Source organism: bacterium (assembly GCA_004299235.1).
GTDB lineage: Bacteria > Chloroflexota > Dormibacteria > Dormibacterales > Dormibacteraceae > SCQL01.
Map to the genome: position 1 here is coordinate 49,391 of SCQL01000024.1, position 15,098 is coordinate 64,488.

Genomic DNA, 15,098 nt, shown 5'->3' on the forward strand with positions numbered 1-15,098 from the left:
GCGCGTGCCATGACCGCCAAACGAATCATTCCCTGCCTCGACGTCACCGCGGGGCGCGTGGTCAAGGGCGTGCGGTTCAAGGACCTGCGCGACGCCGGCGACCCGGCCGAGCTGGCGGCCCTGTACGACCGTGAGGGGGCGGACGAAATCGTTTTCCTCGATATCACCGCCTCCTCGGAGGCGCGAAACATCCTTCTCGGCGCGGTCGAGCGCACCGCGGATCAGGTGTTCATACCGCTCACGGTGGGCGGCGGCATCCGGAGCGTCGAGGACATGGCCGCGCTCCTCACGCACGGCGCGGACAAGGTCTCGGTCAACACCGCCGTGCTGGACGACCCCGAGCTGATCACCAGGTGCGCGGAGGTGTTCGGATCGCAGTGCGTGGTGCTCGCCATCGACGCGCGGCGGCGCCAGGAGGGCGAAGGCTGGGAGGTCTTCAGCCACGGCGGGCGCCGGGCCACGGGCCGGGACGCGGTGGAGTGGTCGGTGCTCGGCGAAAGGTTGGGAGCGGGGGAGATCCTGCTCACATCGATGGACCAGGACGGCACCGAGGCGGGTTACGACCTGGGCCTGTTGAAGGCCGTGAGCTCGGCGGTGCGCCTCCCGGTGATCGCCTCGGGCGGGGCCGGCAGCGCCGACCATATGTACCAGGCCCTGACCGAGGGAGGGGCGGAGGCGACGCTGGCGGCCTCCATCTTCCACTTCGGGCAGCTCTCGATCGGCGCCGTCAAGCAGCAGCTCGCCGCCAGGGGATTGGAGATCAGACCGTGAGACCAGAGGTCATCGAACCCGACTTTTCCAAGGGACTCGTCCCGGCCGTGGTCCAGAACGCCAAGACGGGCAGGGTGCTGATGCTCGCCTACATGGACGAGGAGGCGTGGGCGCGCACGCGCGAGAGCGGGCGGGCGTGGTTTCACTCACGCGAGCGCGGCCTGTGGGAGAAGGGCGCGACCTCCGGCAACGTCATGGAGGTGGTGGAGGTGCGGCTGGACTGTGATTTGGACAGCGTGCTGCTCCGGGTGAACCCTCGCGGTCCAGCGTGTCACACCGGGGCGGAGTCCTGTTTCTTCAACGAGCCCCGGGCGTAAGCCGCATCTCCCTCGGAGTGTAGGCGGCGCGCATGTTTATGCAGTCCCATGTATACTCATGCGTTCATGACCAGAACCCTGAAGGCCGCCGTGGCGGGCGCCAACGGATATGCCGGCATGACCCTGGTCCACCTCTTGTCGAGGCATCCGGGCGTGGAACTGGCCCAGCTGACCTCACGGTCGTTCGCCGGCCGGCCCTACTCCGACGTGTTCCCGCTGCTGGAGCTGGAGGGCGAGTTCCGGCCCGAGCCTGACCCGGCGGGGTTGGACGTCGTCTTCAGCTGCCTCCCGCACAACGTCGGCGCCGGCAAGGCCGCGGGCTGGCTCGCCGCCGGCGCTCGGGTGATCGACATGAGTGCCGACTTCCGGCTGCGCGACGCCGGCCAGTACCCCACCTGGTACAAGCAGGAGCACCCGGCTCCCGAGCTGCTGAGCCAGGCTGTCTTCGGGCTGCCCGAGCTTCACGAGCAACAGATCAAGACCGCCCAGCTGGTCGCCGTCCCGGGCTGTTATTCCACGGCCGTGATCCTGGCCCTGGCGCCGGCGGCGGCGGCCGGCGTGATCGGCTCGGACGTCGTCGTCGACGCCAAGTCGGGCGTCAGCGGGGCAGGGCGGTCACTGGCGATCGGCGTCCACTTCAGCGAGGTCAACGAGTCGATCGGGGCCTACGCCATCGGCGGGCACAGACATGTGGCGGAGGTGACGCAGGAGCTGGGTCACCTTCTCACCGCCAGTGGACGGGGAGGCGATCTGAACGTGACCTTCGTCCCCCATCTCGTGCCCATGACGCGCGGGATCCTGGTCACCTGCTACTTCGATCTCACGGGCTCCCTGGACGAACTGCAGGAGACATATCGAGAGTTCTATGCCGGCCAGCCGTTTACGAGGGTGATCGGCCAGAGCCCGGCGACCAAGCTCGTCACGCATTCCAACCTGTGCCTGGTCAACGCCGGCGCGCAGGGCAGGAAGGCGGTGGTGACCGCCACGCTCGACAACCTGGTCAAGGGGGCTTCCGGCCAGGGGGTCGAGTGCTTCAACCTCGCCTTCGGCTTCGATCGCAGGACCGCGCTGGAGGCGCCAGTCCAATGGCCGTGACCTATGCCCGAGGCTTTCGGGCGGGCACGGCCGCTTGCGGGATCAAGGCGTTCACGGCCGGCGCCTCCGCCATCCCGAGCGGCCAGACAGACGATCTGTGCGTCATTCATTCCGCGTCTCCATGCGACACCGGTGGCGTGTTCACGACCAACAAGGTGAAGTCCGCGTCGGTGGTCATCGACCAGCTTCACCTGCAGCACAACCGCGTCCAGGCGCTGGCGATCAACTCCGGCAATGCCAACGCCTGCACGGGCGCGCAGGGCTTCAAGGACGCCCTGCTGATGGCCAAGCTGGCCGCCGATCGGCTCGACCTCGACCCCGACCAGGTGCTGGTGAGCTCCACCGGCGTCATCGGGCGCAATCTGCCGATGAACGCGGTCAAGGCGGGCATCGTGGAGGCGTGTGGCAGGTTGAGTGCGGACGGCGGCACGGCTGCGGCGCGGGCCATCATGACCACAGACACGGTGCCCAAGACCGCCCAGCTCGAAGTCGAGCTCGGCGGCACGATCGTGCACGTCGGCGGCATGTGCAAGGGCTCGGGGATGATCCATCCGAACATGGCGACCATGCTCGCGTACATCACCACCGACGCCGCCGTCGAGGCCGGCCTGATGGCCGGGCTCGTGAAATCCATCGCCGATCGCAGCTTCAATCAGGTCACCGTCGATGGCGACAGCTCCACCAACGACACGTTTCTGATGCTCGCCAACGGCGCGGCGGGCAACGAGCCGATCCGGGCGGGCAGCGTCGAGGCGGAGCGGCTGGAGATGGTGATGCTGGAGGTTGCTCGTGACCTGGCGCGCGCGGTGGCGCGCGACGGGGAGGGTGCCACCAAGCTGATCAGCGTCAAGGTCCAGAACGCGCTGTCCGATGCCGAAGCGCGGACGGCGGCTCGCGCCGTCGCGTCGTCGAGCCTGGTCAAGAGCGCGGTCCATGGCGGGGATCCGAACTGGGGACGGATCGTATGCGCGCTCGGGTACAGTGGCGCCGAGCTCGCGCTGGACAAGCTCCACCTGTCGGTCGGCGGGTTGGTGGTCTTCGAGCGTGGGTCCGGGGTCGACGTCGACCTCACGGCCGTTCGCCGCGCGTTCGAGCAACCGGAGATTGAGATCGTGGCCACCCTTGGGCTGGCGGACGGCCGCGCCGAGGCCTGGGGCTGTGACCTTTCGGAGGAGTACGTGCGAATCAACGCCGAGTACACGACATGACGCTGACAGTCGAAGAGCGCGCGAAGGTCCTGGTCGAGGCGCTGCCCTACATCAAGCGATTCCACGGCCAGATCGTGGTGATCAAGATCGGCGGCAACGCCATCGCACAGGCGCGTGACGAAACCCTGCTCGACGTGGTGCTGCTGCGCTACGTGGGCATGCAGCCGGTGATCGTCCACGGCGGGGGGCCGGAGATAACCTCCATGAGCGAGCGCCTGGGCCTCGAGGCGACCTTCAAGAACGGCCTTCGCGTCACCGACGAGAAGACGATGGAGGTCGTCAAGATGGTGCTGACCGGCAAGGTGAGCCCCGATCTGGTCGCGGCCATCCACCGGCTCGGCGGCCAGGCCGTCGGCATGAGCGGCGAGGACGGGCCGACGATCATCGCCGAGCCGCTCGAAGAGTCCATGGGATTCGTCGGCCGCGTGACGCAGGTGAACAAGGAGCCCATCACGGCGCTCCTCGGCCGCGGCTACATCCCGGTCATCGCCTCGATCGGGCTCGGCTATGACGGCCACGCGTACAACATCAACGCGGACACGGTCGCGGCGGAGATCGCGGTCACCCTGAACGCGGCCAAGGTCATCCTTCTGACCGACGTCCCCGGCGTGCTCGGAGTCGACGGCAACGTCGTCGCGGTGCTGTCGCGCGAGGACGCGCGGCAGAGAATCGAGGCGGGCGAGGTCACCGGCGGCATGATCCCCAAGCTCGAAGCCTGCCTGCGGGCCCTCGACCGCGTCCCGTTCGCGCACATCGTCGACGGCCGCACCCAGCATGCTCTGCTCCTCGAGCTGTTCACCGAGGCGGGCATCGGGACGATGGTGACCCCCTGAGCGCCGTGACCACGTCCGAGCTCGCCGAGCGCTATCTGATGTCGACCGGCCGGCGCCTGCCGGTCACGTTCGTGCGCGGTCAGGGCTGCCTCCTCTACGACGACGGCGGGCGGGAATACCTCGACCTGGTCGCCGGGATCGCGGTCAACCTGCTCGGCCACGCGCATCCCGACGTGGTGGCGGCTGTGACCGCCCAGTCCCGAACGCTGATCCACACCTCCAACCTCTACTTCACCCAGCCGCAGGTCGATCTCGCCCGCCGCCTCGTCGAGCTGTCCTTCCCAGCGCGTGTGTTCTTCTGCAACTCCGGGACGGAGGCCAACGAGGCGGCGATCAAGCTCGCTCGCAAGTGGGGGACGCGCCAGCGCGACGGCGCTTTCGAGATCATCACGGCCACCGGTTCGTTCCATGGGCGCACGCTCGCCGCCGTGACCGCCGGCGGGCAGCACAAGTACTCCGATCCGTTCAAGCCGCTTCCTGAAGGCTTCGTGCACGTGCCCTACAACGACCTCGAGGCCTTGAAGGCGGCGACCGGCGCGCGGACGGTGGCGGTGATGCTCGAACCCGTGATGGGGGAGATCGGCGTCATCCCGAGCGCGCCCGGCTACCTGGCCGCGGTGCGCCGCTGGTGCGACGCGAACAACCTGCTCCTCATCCTCGACGAGGTCCAGACCGGCCTGGGGCGCACCGGGCGATGGTTCGCGCACCAGCACCACGGCATCACACCGGACGTCATGACGCTCGCCAAGGGCCTGGGCGGAGGCCTGCCGATCGGAGCGTGCCTCGCCGCTCCGCGCGCCGACGTCTTCGAACCCGGCGACCACGGCTCGACGTTTGGCGGCAATCCGGTGGCCTGCGCGGCCGCCCTCGCGGTGCTGACCGTCATCGAGCGCGACGGCCTGGTCGGGCACGCGGCGGAGGTGGGCGAGATGCTGCGGACGGCCCTGCTCGACCTCGGCGCCGGGGAGGTTCGTGGACTGGGGCTGATGCAGGCCCTCGAGTTCGCCGAGCCGCGCGCCAAAGCCTTTCAGCAAGCTTCCTTGGACGCCGGGCTGATCGTCAACGCGGTCGACGACAACTCGGTGCGGCTGGTGCCGCCGCTGATCATCACGCCGGCCGAGATCGACCGGGCCCACACCACGATGCGGCAGGTCCTCAGGTGACCGTCACCAAAAACGAGCGGCACCAGGCCATCCTCGATCTGGTGAATCGCGGCTCGGCGCACACGCAGCACGAGATCGCCACCGCGCTCGCGCGGCGTGGCGTGAGGGCGACCCAGGCCACGGTCTCTCGCGACATCCAGGAGCTGGGGCTGGTTCGCGCGGGCAGCGGCTATCGCAGCTCCGCCGCCATGGTGCGAGAGCTGGTGCTGTCGGTCGAGCTGGTGGAGCCCGTGGCGGTGATCAAGACCCCGCCCGGCACGGCGAACCTGGTCGCCAGGCGGATCGACGAGGCGGCGCTGCCAGGCATCGCCGGCACGGTGGCGGGGGACGACACGATCATCGCCGTCCTGCGCAAGCGGGGCGCCGGCCGCGCCTTGAAGGAGCTCCTGACCCATGCCGGCTAAGAAACTCGTGCTCGCCTACTCGGGCGGACTCGACACTTCGGTGGCGATCCGGTGGCTGAAGGATCGGGGCTGGGACGTGATCGCCTTCACCGTCGACCTGGGAGAGAAGAAGGACCTCGACGCCATCCAGGCCCGAGCCCTGAAGATCGGGGCGTCGGCAGCGTACGTGGCGGACGGACGCACGCCCTTCCTCCAGCTGTTCGTCTGGCCGTCGCTGCAGGCTGGGGCCGTGTACGAGAAGGAGTATCCGCTGGCGACGGCTCTGGGCCGTCCGCTGATCGCGGCCATGATGGTCGAGGTCGCCCGGCGCGAAGGAGCGGCGGCGATCGCCCACGGTTGCACCGGCAAGGGCAACGACCAGGTGAGGTTCGACGTCGCCACCGCCGCGCTTGCGCCAGAGCTCGAGGTGGTCGCTCCCGTGCGCGAATGGGACATGAACCGCGACGACGAGATCGAGTACGCGACCAAGCACGGCATCGAGGTGCCCGCGACCGTGCGCTCGCCTTACTCGACCGACGAGAACCTCTGGGGCCGTTCGATCGAAGCCGGCGTGCTCGAGGACCCCTGGGCCGAGGCCCCGCGCGACGTGTACAGCTGGACGCGCGATCCGCGCGAGTGCCCGGACGAGCCCATCTACGTCGAGATCGGATTCAAGCACGGCCTCCCGGTGGCCCTGGACGGCAAGGCCGTCGACCCGCTGGAGCTGGTGACAGAGCTCAACCGGATCGGCGGCGAAAACGGAGTCGGACGGATCGACCATCTGGAGAACCGCCTGGTCGGCATCAAGTCGCGCGAGATCTATGAGGCGCCGGCGGCCGTGCTCCTCCTCCAGGCCCACCAGGCCCTGGAGGACATCACCCTGCCCAAAGAGGTGGCCAGGTTCAAGGACCTCGTGGCGCAGCACTGGGCGCAGATGGTCTACGACGGCCTCTGGTTCAGCCCGCTGCGCGATGCGCTCCACGCCTTCGTCACCGAAACCCAGCGTCACGTGACCGGCGACGTGCGCCTGAAGCTCTTCAAGGGCTCGTCGCAGGTGGTCGGGCGCAAGGGCCCGCAGCAGCTCTATCAGCTGTCGCTGGCGACGTACGGCAAGGGCGACGTCTTCGACCAGTCCGCGGCCGCCGGGTTCATCAAGCTGTGGGGCATGGGGGTGCGCACCTCGACGCAGGTCCAGGGCCAGCTTCACGCCCGCGAGCTGGGCAGCCTGCTTGGGGACGTGAAGAGGCTGACGCCATAGCCGGCAAGGCGCGGCGGCGAGCCTCGGCCGCGAGCGGCAAGGCGCCTTCCGGCAAGCTGTGGGGCGGCAGGTTCCGGCGCGCCATGCTGCCTGAGCTCGAACGCTTCTCGTCCTCGCTCGAGACCGACTTCGAGCTCTACCCCTACGACATCGCCGGCAGCCTCGCGCATGCTCGCGGGCTCGCCGCGGCCGGGCTTCTGTCACCGGCACAGCTGGCGTCGATCGAGCGCGGGCTGCGCCAGGTCAAAAAGGAGATCGACGGCGGGGCCTTTGCATTCAAGGCTTCGGATGAGGACATCCATACGGCCGTCGAACGCCGCCTGACCGAGATCACGCCGGCGGGCGCCAGCCTGCATGCGGGCCGCTCCCGCAACGACCAGGTCGCGCTGGACCTTCGCCTCTACTGCCGCTCCGCCGCCGCCGAGCTGGTGGCGGCGGTGGCGGCGGTGAGCACTGCGCTCGCCGCCCAAGCACATGCCCACGCCGCCTGGACGATGCCCGGTTACACCCACCTGCAGCGGGCTCAGCCGGTGACCGTCGGGCACCACCTGCTGGCCCACGCCGAGCCCCTGCTGCGCGATGCCGAGCGCTTGCGGCGCGCCTACGACGCGGCGGACGAGATGCCGCTCGGGTCGGGGGCGCTCGCGGCGACGACCCTGCCGCTGCGGCGTGAGGTGGTGGCCGAAGAGCTCGGCTTCCGGCGCCTGACCACGAACAGCATCGACGCCGTCGCCGACCGAGATTTCGCGCTCGACCTCGTGTATGCCTGTGTCTGCGCGTCCCTCCATCTCAGCCGGCTCGGGGAGGATGTCGTGCTCTGGGCGAGCAGCGAGTTCGGATTCGTGCGGCTGGCGGACGAGGTCGCCACCGGTTCCAGCCTCATGCCGCAGAAGAAAAACCCCGACATCGCCGAGCTGTTGAGAGGCCGGGCGGGGCGGGCGCTCGGGAGCCTGATGGCGCTGGCCACGGTCGTCAAGGGCCTGCCGCTGGCCTACGACCGCGACCTGCAGGAGGACAAGCCGCAGGTTTTCGCCGCCGTCGACGGCACGCTGGATTCGTTGCGCGCGGCCGCGCTCCTGGTCGAGCACCTCGGGTTCGATCGCGACCGGCTGGCGGCCGCCGCCGCCGATCCCGGCCTGCTCGCCACGGATGCCGCCGAGGCGCTCGTGAGCTCGGGCGTTCCGTTCCGCGACGCCCACGTCACCGTGGGCCGCCAGGTTCGGGAGGATGCCCTTCAGGTGCCGTGGGACGCCGCCGCATCGCTGGCCAGGCGCAATCTGCCGGGAGCGCCCCAGCCGCGCCGCGTCGCCGCCCGCGCCACAGCGGTGCGCCGGCAGGCGGCGGGACTGAAACGCTGGAGTGAGGGCCACCCACCCCCCCTGCCAAGTTAGCCTGTGCAGCTGATGCTGCTCGCCGTGGACGTCGGCAACACCAACGTGACGCTGGCTCTGTTCGAGGGCGAGCGGCTGGTCGCCGACTGGCGGGTCACCTCCCACCGCGAGCGCACGGCGGACGAGATGGCGGTCGAGCTGCGCCAGCTCTTCGAGTTGCGCGGATACGAGCTCGGGGTGGTCGACGGTGTCGTCATCTCGAGCGTCGTGCCCAATCTGAATCCCGCCCTGCTCGAGGCTTCGAGGCGCTATCTCAAGTGCGAGCCGGTCATGGTCGGGCCTGGCGTCCGCACGAGCGTTCGCATCCGCTACGACAATCCGAAGGACGTCGGCGCCGATCGCATCGCCAACGCGCTGGCCGCCTACACGAAGTACGGCGGGCCTGTCGTCGTGATCGACTTCGGCACCGCCGTCACCTATGACGCCATCAGCGCCGAGGGCGACTACCTGGGCGGAGCCATAGCGCCAGGGGTCGAGATCTCACTCGACGCGCTGGTCTCTCACACCGCGATGCTCCGCCGCGTCGAGGCGGTGGCCCCCGACTCGGTGATCGGCCGCAACACCGTCTCCTCGATCCAGTCCGGGCTGGTCTGGGGGTTCGTCGCGCAGGTGGAGGGCATGGTCGAGCGGATGGTGGCCGAGCTCGGCGGCACGGCGAAGGTGGTCGCCACCGGGGGACAGGCGGCCCTGGTCGCCGGGCTGACCCACGTCATCGAAACCACCGACCCGCTCCTGACCCTGGAGGGTTTACGTCTTATCTATCTCCAAAACTCGGACGGCCGGTGCTAGACATATGCTCGACCGTGCCAGCCAGCCAGACCGCATGAAGACGGCTCCGGCCTTCCACGTCTACTTCGTGGGCGACCCGGGGCCGGCGCTCGCGCAGCTGGTGGCCGGCCTCGGCCTCGAAAGCCAGTCGCTCAACCATCCCGCCGGCGTGGTGCGGCCGGCGCTGGTCCTGCTCGCTCCCGGCCGGGGCGCGCCCGAAGGGCTGGCCGACATCGCCGTCGCGCCGCCGGCCGACGCATCGCCGTCGGCTCTCCGCGAGCTCCTTCGCATCGCGATGGAGAACGTGGCCCTGAAGCAGGAGGTGGGGCAGCTGGAGGAGCAGTCGCGCCGCCAGCACCGGCAGTTCGAGGAGCTCAACCGCATCGGCATCGCGCTCTCGGCTGAGCGCGATCTCCGGAAGCTGCAGGAATTCATCCTCACGACCATGCGCCAGCTGACCAACGCGGACGGCGCCAGCCTGTGGCTCAAGACCGCGGGCGAGGCCGGCCGGCCGATGCTGTTCCTGGCGTCGAGCCAGAACACCTCCCTCGCCAACACCTACCAGGCGTTCAAGGTGCCCGTCGACGAGAAGACGGTCGTCGGCTACACCGTGTCAGTGGGAACGAGCCAGATCTATGACGACGCATACCGGCCGCCGCCAGGCAAGCCGCAGGGCGGCCGGGTGTTCGACGAGCAATACGGCTACCGGACCAAGTCGATGCTCACCGTGCCCATGAGGAACCACAACGACGAGGTCGTGGGCGCCGTCCAGCTCATCAACGCCAAGCGGCACTTTGAAACCCGCCTCACCGTGAGCACGGTCGAGTCCGAGGTGGTCAGCTTCCGGCCCGGGGATCTCGTGATGATCGAATCCATCGCCAGCCAGGCCGCGGTGGCGATCGACAACAGGAACCTGCTCGATTCGATCCAGGCGTTGTTCGACGGATTCGTGCAGGCGAGCGTGACCGCGATCGAGCAGCGAGACCCGAGCACCGCCGGTCACTCGGGGCGGGTCGAGCGTCTGACCACCGCCCTGGCCCGCGCGGTGACGAGCTTGGGGGCCGGTAAGTATCGCGACGTCCACCTGACCGAGGATCAGTTCAAAGAGCTGCGCTACGCGTGCCTGCTGCACGACTTCGGCAAGGTCGGCGTTCGGGAGCACGTCCTCGTCAAGGCGAAAAAGCTCATGCCCGGCCAGCTCGAGGTGATCCAGGCGCGGTTCGAGTTCATCGAGCGGTCGGTCCAGGTGACTTACGCGACCGAGAAGCTGGAGGCCATGCGCAGCGGGCGCGGCAGCGCGCCGTTGCTCGGCGAGATCGACCGGCGTCTGGAGGAAGAGCTCGCCCAGCTCAACCAGTGGGTCGAGAGCATCGTCGCGGCCAACGAGCCAAGCGTGCTTCCCGAGGACAAGGCGTCGATGCTGGAGTTCCTGTCGCGGCAGACGTATCACGACATGTCCGGCCAGCCGCACCCGATGCTCGACCCCCAGGAATTCCGTTTCCTGAGCATCCGCAAGGGCACCCTCGATCCGCAGGAGCGCCTGGAGATGGAATCCCACGTGACCCACAGCTTCCACTTCCTGACCAAGATCCCGTGGACCCCGGTGATGGACGGCATCCCGGAGATCGCCTACGGTCACCACGAAAAGCTGGACGGGTCGGGATACCCGCGGCGCCTGGTGGGGGATCAGATCCCGCTGCAGGCGCGAATGATGACCATTTCCGACATCTACGACGCATTGACCGCGCAGGACCGCCCGTACAAGCCGGCCGTGGCGCCGGACACCGCGCTCGACATCCTGCGCGCCGAGTCCGATCAGGGCAAGCTCGACCGCGACCTGTTCGACGTTTTCGTCACCCAGCGCGTCTACGAGGCATCTCTGGCGAGATGAGGATCAAGTTCTGGGGGACTCGGGGCACGCGGCCGACCCCCGGCCCGCGAACGCTCAGGTACGGAGGCAACACCACCTGCATCGAGGTGAGGGACAGGGAGAACAACCTCCTCATCATCGACTCCGGTTCGGGCATCGCCGAGCTCGGGGCGGGGTTCAGCGCGACCGCCCCGCTGCAGGCCCACCTCCTGATCACGCATACGCACCTGGACCACATCCAGGGCTTTCCGTTCTTCCTGCCGGCGTTCATTCCCGGCACGCACCTGACGATCGTCGGGCCGGCGGGCTCGGCCAAGTCGCTGCAGGCCGCGTTCGCGGACCAGATGGACCCGGCGTACTTCCCGGTGCGGCTCGACCACATGCCGGCCGAGATGGAGTTCATCGAGCGCAACCCGGGTGAGACCTTCGAGGTGGGGGCGCTGCAGATCACGCCCCACCTGTTGATGCACCCGATCCCGACCTTCGGCTACCGGATCGATGAGGGATCGGCGCGGTTTGCCTTTGCGACGGATAACGAGATCGCGATGTTCGCCAACGAGGGCGGCTGCACGGTCAAGGACATCGCCAACTGGTGCCGGGACGCGGATCTGCTCGTCCACGACGCGCAGTACAGCACCGAGGAGTACAGGACGCACGCCGGTTTCGGCCACTCGACCTACGAGGAGGCGCTGTCGCTCGCCGAACAGGCCGGTGTCAAGGAGCTGGCCTTCTTCCATCACGACCCGGCGCATTCGGACAGCGACATCGACGCCCTGATCGAGGAGGCGATCGGCAACCACCGCCAGGCGGGCGGCGCCGATGTCGACGCCTTCCCGGCGGCCGAGGAACAGGAGCTGGCGCTCTAGTTTCGAGCGCCGGGCGCGGTCGATCGAGCCGAGTCCCTTAGTCTTTTGCCCGTGACCGGCGATACTGAGCTCGATCTGCCGGGGGTGTTTCGTGACCGCCGCGAGAAGCTCGAAAGGCTACGTGGCGCCGGGGTCGATCCGTTCTCGCGCGGATTCAGGCCGACACACGACAGCGTGGCGGCCAGAGCGCTGCTGGGTGAGGTGGAGCGGACGGAACCCGTCTCGCTCGCCGGCCGGCTGATGGTGAAGCGGCTTCACGGCGGCTCCGCGTTCGCCGACCTGCAGGACGGCCACGGGCGCATCCAGGTCTTCGCCGGCCGCGACATCCTCGGCGAGGCCGAGTTCGACCGGTTCGTGGATCTCGACGCCGGTGACCTGATCGGCGTCACCGGTCCGATCTTTCGCACGCGCCGGGGTGAGGTGACGGTCGAGGTCCAGACCTTCCAGCTGCTGACCAAGTCACTGCGCCCGCTGCCGGAGAAGTGGCACGGGTTGAAGGACGTGGAGATCCGCTACCGGCAGCGCTATGTGGACCTGATCGCCAACCCTGAGGTGCGGGAGGTGTTTCGGGCGCGCACCAAGATCATCACGGCGATCCGGGGGCTGCTGGACGAGCGCGGCTTCCTGGACGTCGAGACGCCGGTGCTGCAAGAGGTGCCCGGAGGAGGCCACGCGCGGCCGTTCCTGACCCACCACAACTCGCTGGACCGCGACCTGTACCTGCGCATCGCGCTGGAGCTGCACCTGAAGCGGCTGCTCGTCGGCGGCTTCGAGCGTGTGTACGAGATCGGCCGGGTCTTCCGCAACGAGGGCCTGTCGCCGCGCCACAACCCGGAGTTCAGCCTGCTCGAGTGCTACCAGGCGTATGCCGATTACGAAGACGTGATGCGGCTCGTCGAAGACCTGATGGTCGCCTCGGCGATGGCTGCCGGCCGCCCGCTGGAAACCAGCTACCAGGGTGAGGCGGTCGACCTCACGCCACCCTTCCGGCGCGAGCGCATGGCCGACCTGGTGCTCGAGCACACCGGGCGGCATGCAGCCGGCCAGGAGCTGAACGACCTGTTCGAGGAGCACGTCGAACCCCGGCTCCGGCAACCCACGTTCGTCATCGACTACCCGATCGAGATCTCGCCGCTGGCGCGGCCTCGCGAAGACGATCCGCGGTTCGTCGAGCGCTTCGAGCTCATCATCCTGGGTCGCGAGTACGCCAACGCCTTCACCGAGCTGACCGACCCGGTCGACCAGCGCGCGCGTTTCGAGGCGCAAGCGGCGATGCGGGCGGCGGGCGACGTGGAGGCGCATCCGATGGACGAGGATTTCCTGCGCGCGGTCGAGTACGGCCTGCCGCCGTGCGGCGGCCTGGGCGTGGGCCTCGACCGGCTGGTGATGCTGCTCACGGACCAGCCGTCGGTGCGCGACGTGATCCTGTTCCCGGTCATGAAGGCCGAGACCTAGTGCACCGACCCAGAAATACCTTGCGGGTTGCAGCGCCCCTGCGGGGCGGTGCAATTTCGGCTGCGCCGAAACTCATCCCCCACAGCGGCCCATCTGCGTCGTTGTCGGCTCCGCTCCTCGCTAACGCAGGGCAGGTGCCGTCGCTCCGGTGCTCGCCGACGTCTAGCATCTGGACCACTCTGGTGGCGATCCCACAACGTATTTCCGGGACAGTGCACTAGCCGTGCTGCCGCTGGAGTTGATCCGCAAGGACCCGGATCGCGTCCGCCGTGCGGCCGCGCTGAAGGGCGAGCCGGCGCCGATCGACGAGATCCTGGAGCTCGACGAGCGCTGGCGCGGCCACCTGCACAGGGCCGAGACGATCAAGGCGGATCAGAACCGCCTGTCCAAGGAATTCGCCCAGACGCGTGATGAGGGGCTGAAGTCGAGGCTGCGCGAGATGGCGGGCGTCGCCAAGGAGCAGCTGGCCGAGGCGGAGGCGGTCAAGAAGGAGCTCGACGGCCTGCTGCTCCGAGTGCCGAATGTCTTTCACGAATCGGTCCCCATCGGCGCGACGGACGCCGGCAACGTGGTCGAAAGGGAGTGGGGGTCCAAGCCCGGTCTCGGTTTCCCGGCTCGCACCCATTACGACCTCGGCGAGTCGCTGGGCATCATGGATTTTGAAAGAGCGGCGCGGGTTTCAGGTTCGCGGTTCGCGTTCCTGATCGGCGAGGGCGCTCGCTTGGAGCGGGCGCTGGTGCAGTTCATGCTCGACGTCCACACCCGCGAGCACGGCTACACCGAGGTGCTGCCGCCGGCCCTGGTCAACAGCGCCTCGATGACGGGGACGGCCAACCTGCCCAAGTTCGGCGCCGACGCCTTCAAGGTCGAGGGCCAGGACCTGTGGCTGATCCCGACCTCCGAGGTCCCGCTGACCAACCTCCATCGCGAGGAGATAGTCGACGCCGACCGCCTGCCCTTGAAATACGTCGCTTACTCGCCCTGCTTCCGGTCCGAGGCGGGGGCGGGGGGGAAGGACACGCGGGGGTACATCCGCCTGCATCAGTTCTCCAAGGTGGAGCTGGTCAAGGTGACGACGGCGGAGACGTCGATGGAGGAATTCGAGAAGCTGACGGCCGACGCGGAGGACATCCTGAGACGCCTCGGCCTCCATTACCAGGTGCTGTCGATGTGCTCGGGAGACATGGGCTTCGCGCAGTTCAAGAAGTACGACCTGCAGGCCTGGAGCCCCGGGCTCGACCGCTACCTGGAGGTGTCGTCGTGTTCGGTGTTCAACGACTTCCAGGCGATGCGCGCCAACATCCGGTACCGTCCGGCACGCGGGGCGCCGCCGCGGTTCGCGCACACGATCAACGGCAGTGGTCTGGCGCTGACGCGAACGATCGACGCGATCTTGGAGACCTACCAGCGGGCCGACGGCCTGATCTCGGTGCCGGAGGTGCTGCGTCCTTACATGAATGGGCTGGAGGTAATCGGGGCTCGCTGAGTTCCTAGAATCCGTGGTGCCTCGCGGAGGGGTGGCCGAGCCCGGTTTATGGCGGCGGTCTTGAAAACCGTTATAGGTGCAAGCCTATCCAGGGTTCAAATCCCTGCCCCTCCGCCACTGTCCTGTCTCAAGACATCGAGGACACCTGTTGCAGGACATTGTGCACAGGCCAGCGGCCTGCAAGACCGTAGTAGCTTCGGTTTGGCTCGAGGGTGAGGGCTCTGAGAAGCTGAC

At 68.3% G+C, this 15,098-nt stretch carries 14 protein-coding genes and 1 tRNA gene; all 15 read left to right on the top strand.

Annotated features, from left to right (window positions below; all coding sequences use genetic code 11):
* Nucleotides 1–9 precede the first annotated feature (9 nt).
* Complete coding sequence (hisF, locus tag EPN29_06630) at nt 10–771, top strand: imidazole glycerol phosphate synthase subunit HisF (GenBank protein TAN33213.1); 762 nt, start codon at nt 10–12, stop codon at nt 769–771.
* An 11-nt stretch (nt 772–782) separates the two neighbouring features.
* Entirely contained in the window at nt 783–1,088 is a 306-nt protein-coding gene (hisI, locus tag EPN29_06635) for a phosphoribosyl-AMP cyclohydrolase (GenBank protein ID TAN33231.1), read from the top strand.
* Nucleotides 1,089–1,154: 66 nt separating this feature from the next.
* A complete protein-coding gene (locus EPN29_06640; GenBank protein TAN33214.1) occupies nt 1,155–2,183 on the top strand; it encodes an N-acetyl-gamma-glutamyl-phosphate reductase in 1,029 nt (342 codons plus the stop codon).
* Nucleotides 2,174–3,391: a bifunctional glutamate N-acetyltransferase/amino-acid acetyltransferase ArgJ gene (gene argJ, locus EPN29_06645; protein TAN33215.1), complete on the top strand. Its 1,218-nt coding sequence runs from the start codon at nt 2,174–2,176 to the stop codon at nt 3,389–3,391. The genes EPN29_06640 and argJ overlap by 10 nt, the downstream gene beginning before the upstream one ends.
* Nucleotides 3,388–4,224, top strand: a complete 837-nt coding sequence (gene argB / locus EPN29_06650) for an acetylglutamate kinase (protein TAN33216.1) — start codon at nt 3,388–3,390, stop codon at nt 4,222–4,224. Before argJ ends, argB begins: the two co-directional genes overlap by 4 nt.
* Before the next feature lie 38 nt (nt 4,225–4,262).
* On the top strand, nt 4,263–5,387 hold the full coding sequence (locus EPN29_06655; protein TAN33232.1) for an acetylornithine transaminase: 1,125 nt from the start codon (nt 4,263–4,265) through the stop codon (nt 5,385–5,387).
* The gene (locus EPN29_06660; GenBank protein TAN33217.1) at nt 5,384–5,791 is read left to right on the top strand and encodes an ArgR family transcriptional regulator; all 408 of its coding nucleotides are present in this window, start codon (nt 5,384–5,386) and stop codon (nt 5,789–5,791) included. Before EPN29_06655 ends, EPN29_06660 begins: the two co-directional genes overlap by 4 nt.
* Nucleotides 5,781–7,028 (top strand): argininosuccinate synthase, encoded by a 1,248-nt coding sequence (locus EPN29_06665; protein ID TAN33218.1) that lies wholly within the window; start codon nt 5,781–5,783, stop codon nt 7,026–7,028. Before EPN29_06660 ends, EPN29_06665 begins: the two co-directional genes overlap by 11 nt.
* A gap of 56 nt (nt 7,029–7,084) precedes the next feature.
* Nucleotides 7,085–8,419 (top strand): argininosuccinate lyase, encoded by a 1,335-nt coding sequence (argH, locus tag EPN29_06670; GenBank protein ID TAN33233.1) that lies wholly within the window; start codon nt 7,085–7,087, stop codon nt 8,417–8,419.
* Between the two features lie 12 nt (nt 8,420–8,431).
* Nucleotides 8,432–9,208 (top strand): type III pantothenate kinase, encoded by a 777-nt coding sequence (locus EPN29_06675; protein TAN33219.1) that lies wholly within the window; start codon nt 8,432–8,434, stop codon nt 9,206–9,208.
* Nucleotides 9,209–9,242: 34 nt separating this feature from the next.
* The gene (locus tag EPN29_06680) at nt 9,243–11,078 is read left to right on the top strand and encodes a GAF domain-containing protein (GenBank protein ID TAN33220.1); all 1,836 of its coding nucleotides are present in this window, start codon (nt 9,243–9,245) and stop codon (nt 11,076–11,078) included.
* Nucleotides 11,075–11,923 carry an MBL fold metallo-hydrolase gene (locus tag EPN29_06685; GenBank protein ID TAN33221.1) on the top strand — a complete coding sequence of 283 codons (849 nt, stop codon included), beginning with the start codon at nt 11,075–11,077 and terminating at the stop codon, nt 11,921–11,923. Before EPN29_06680 ends, EPN29_06685 begins: the two co-directional genes overlap by 4 nt.
* Before the next feature lie 51 nt (nt 11,924–11,974).
* A complete protein-coding gene (locus EPN29_06690; protein ID TAN33222.1) occupies nt 11,975–13,378 on the top strand; it encodes a lysine--tRNA ligase in 1,404 nt (467 codons plus the stop codon).
* A gap of 223 nt (nt 13,379–13,601) precedes the next feature.
* Nucleotides 13,602–14,864, top strand: coding sequence for a serine--tRNA ligase (locus EPN29_06695; protein ID TAN33223.1), 1,263 nt, complete (start codon nt 13,602–13,604; stop codon nt 14,862–14,864).
* 25 nt (nt 14,865–14,889) lie between these two features.
* A tRNA-Ser gene (locus EPN29_06700) sits at nt 14,890–14,981 on the top strand.
* The last annotated feature ends 117 nt before the right edge of the window (nt 14,982–15,098 follow it).

Excerpts from the sequence above, each read along its gene's own strand:
- hisF (TAN33213.1), top strand. The coding sequence starts at position 10 with ATGACCGCCAAACGAATCATTCCCTGCCTCGACGTCACCGCGGGGCGC.
- EPN29_06640 (TAN33214.1), top strand. The coding sequence starts at position 1,155 with ATGACCAGAACCCTGAAGGCCGCCGTGGCGGGCGCCAACGGATATGCC.
- EPN29_06655 (TAN33232.1), top strand. The coding sequence starts at position 4,263 with ATGTCGACCGGCCGGCGCCTGCCGGTCACGTTCGTGCGCGGTCAGGGC.
- EPN29_06680 (TAN33220.1), top strand. The coding sequence starts at position 9,243 with ATGAAGACGGCTCCGGCCTTCCACGTCTACTTCGTGGGCGACCCGGGG.
- argJ (TAN33215.1), top strand. The coding sequence starts at position 2,174 with ATGGCCGTGACCTATGCCCGAGGCTTTCGGGCGGGCACGGCCGCTTGC.
- EPN29_06665 (TAN33218.1), top strand. The coding sequence starts at position 5,781 with ATGCCGGCTAAGAAACTCGTGCTCGCCTACTCGGGCGGACTCGACACT.
- EPN29_06685 (TAN33221.1), top strand. The coding sequence starts at position 11,075 with ATGAGGATCAAGTTCTGGGGGACTCGGGGCACGCGGCCGACCCCCGGC.
- argB (TAN33216.1), top strand. The coding sequence starts at position 3,388 with ATGACGCTGACAGTCGAAGAGCGCGCGAAGGTCCTGGTCGAGGCGCTG.
- EPN29_06675 (TAN33219.1), top strand. The coding sequence starts at position 8,432 with ATGCTGCTCGCCGTGGACGTCGGCAACACCAACGTGACGCTGGCTCTG.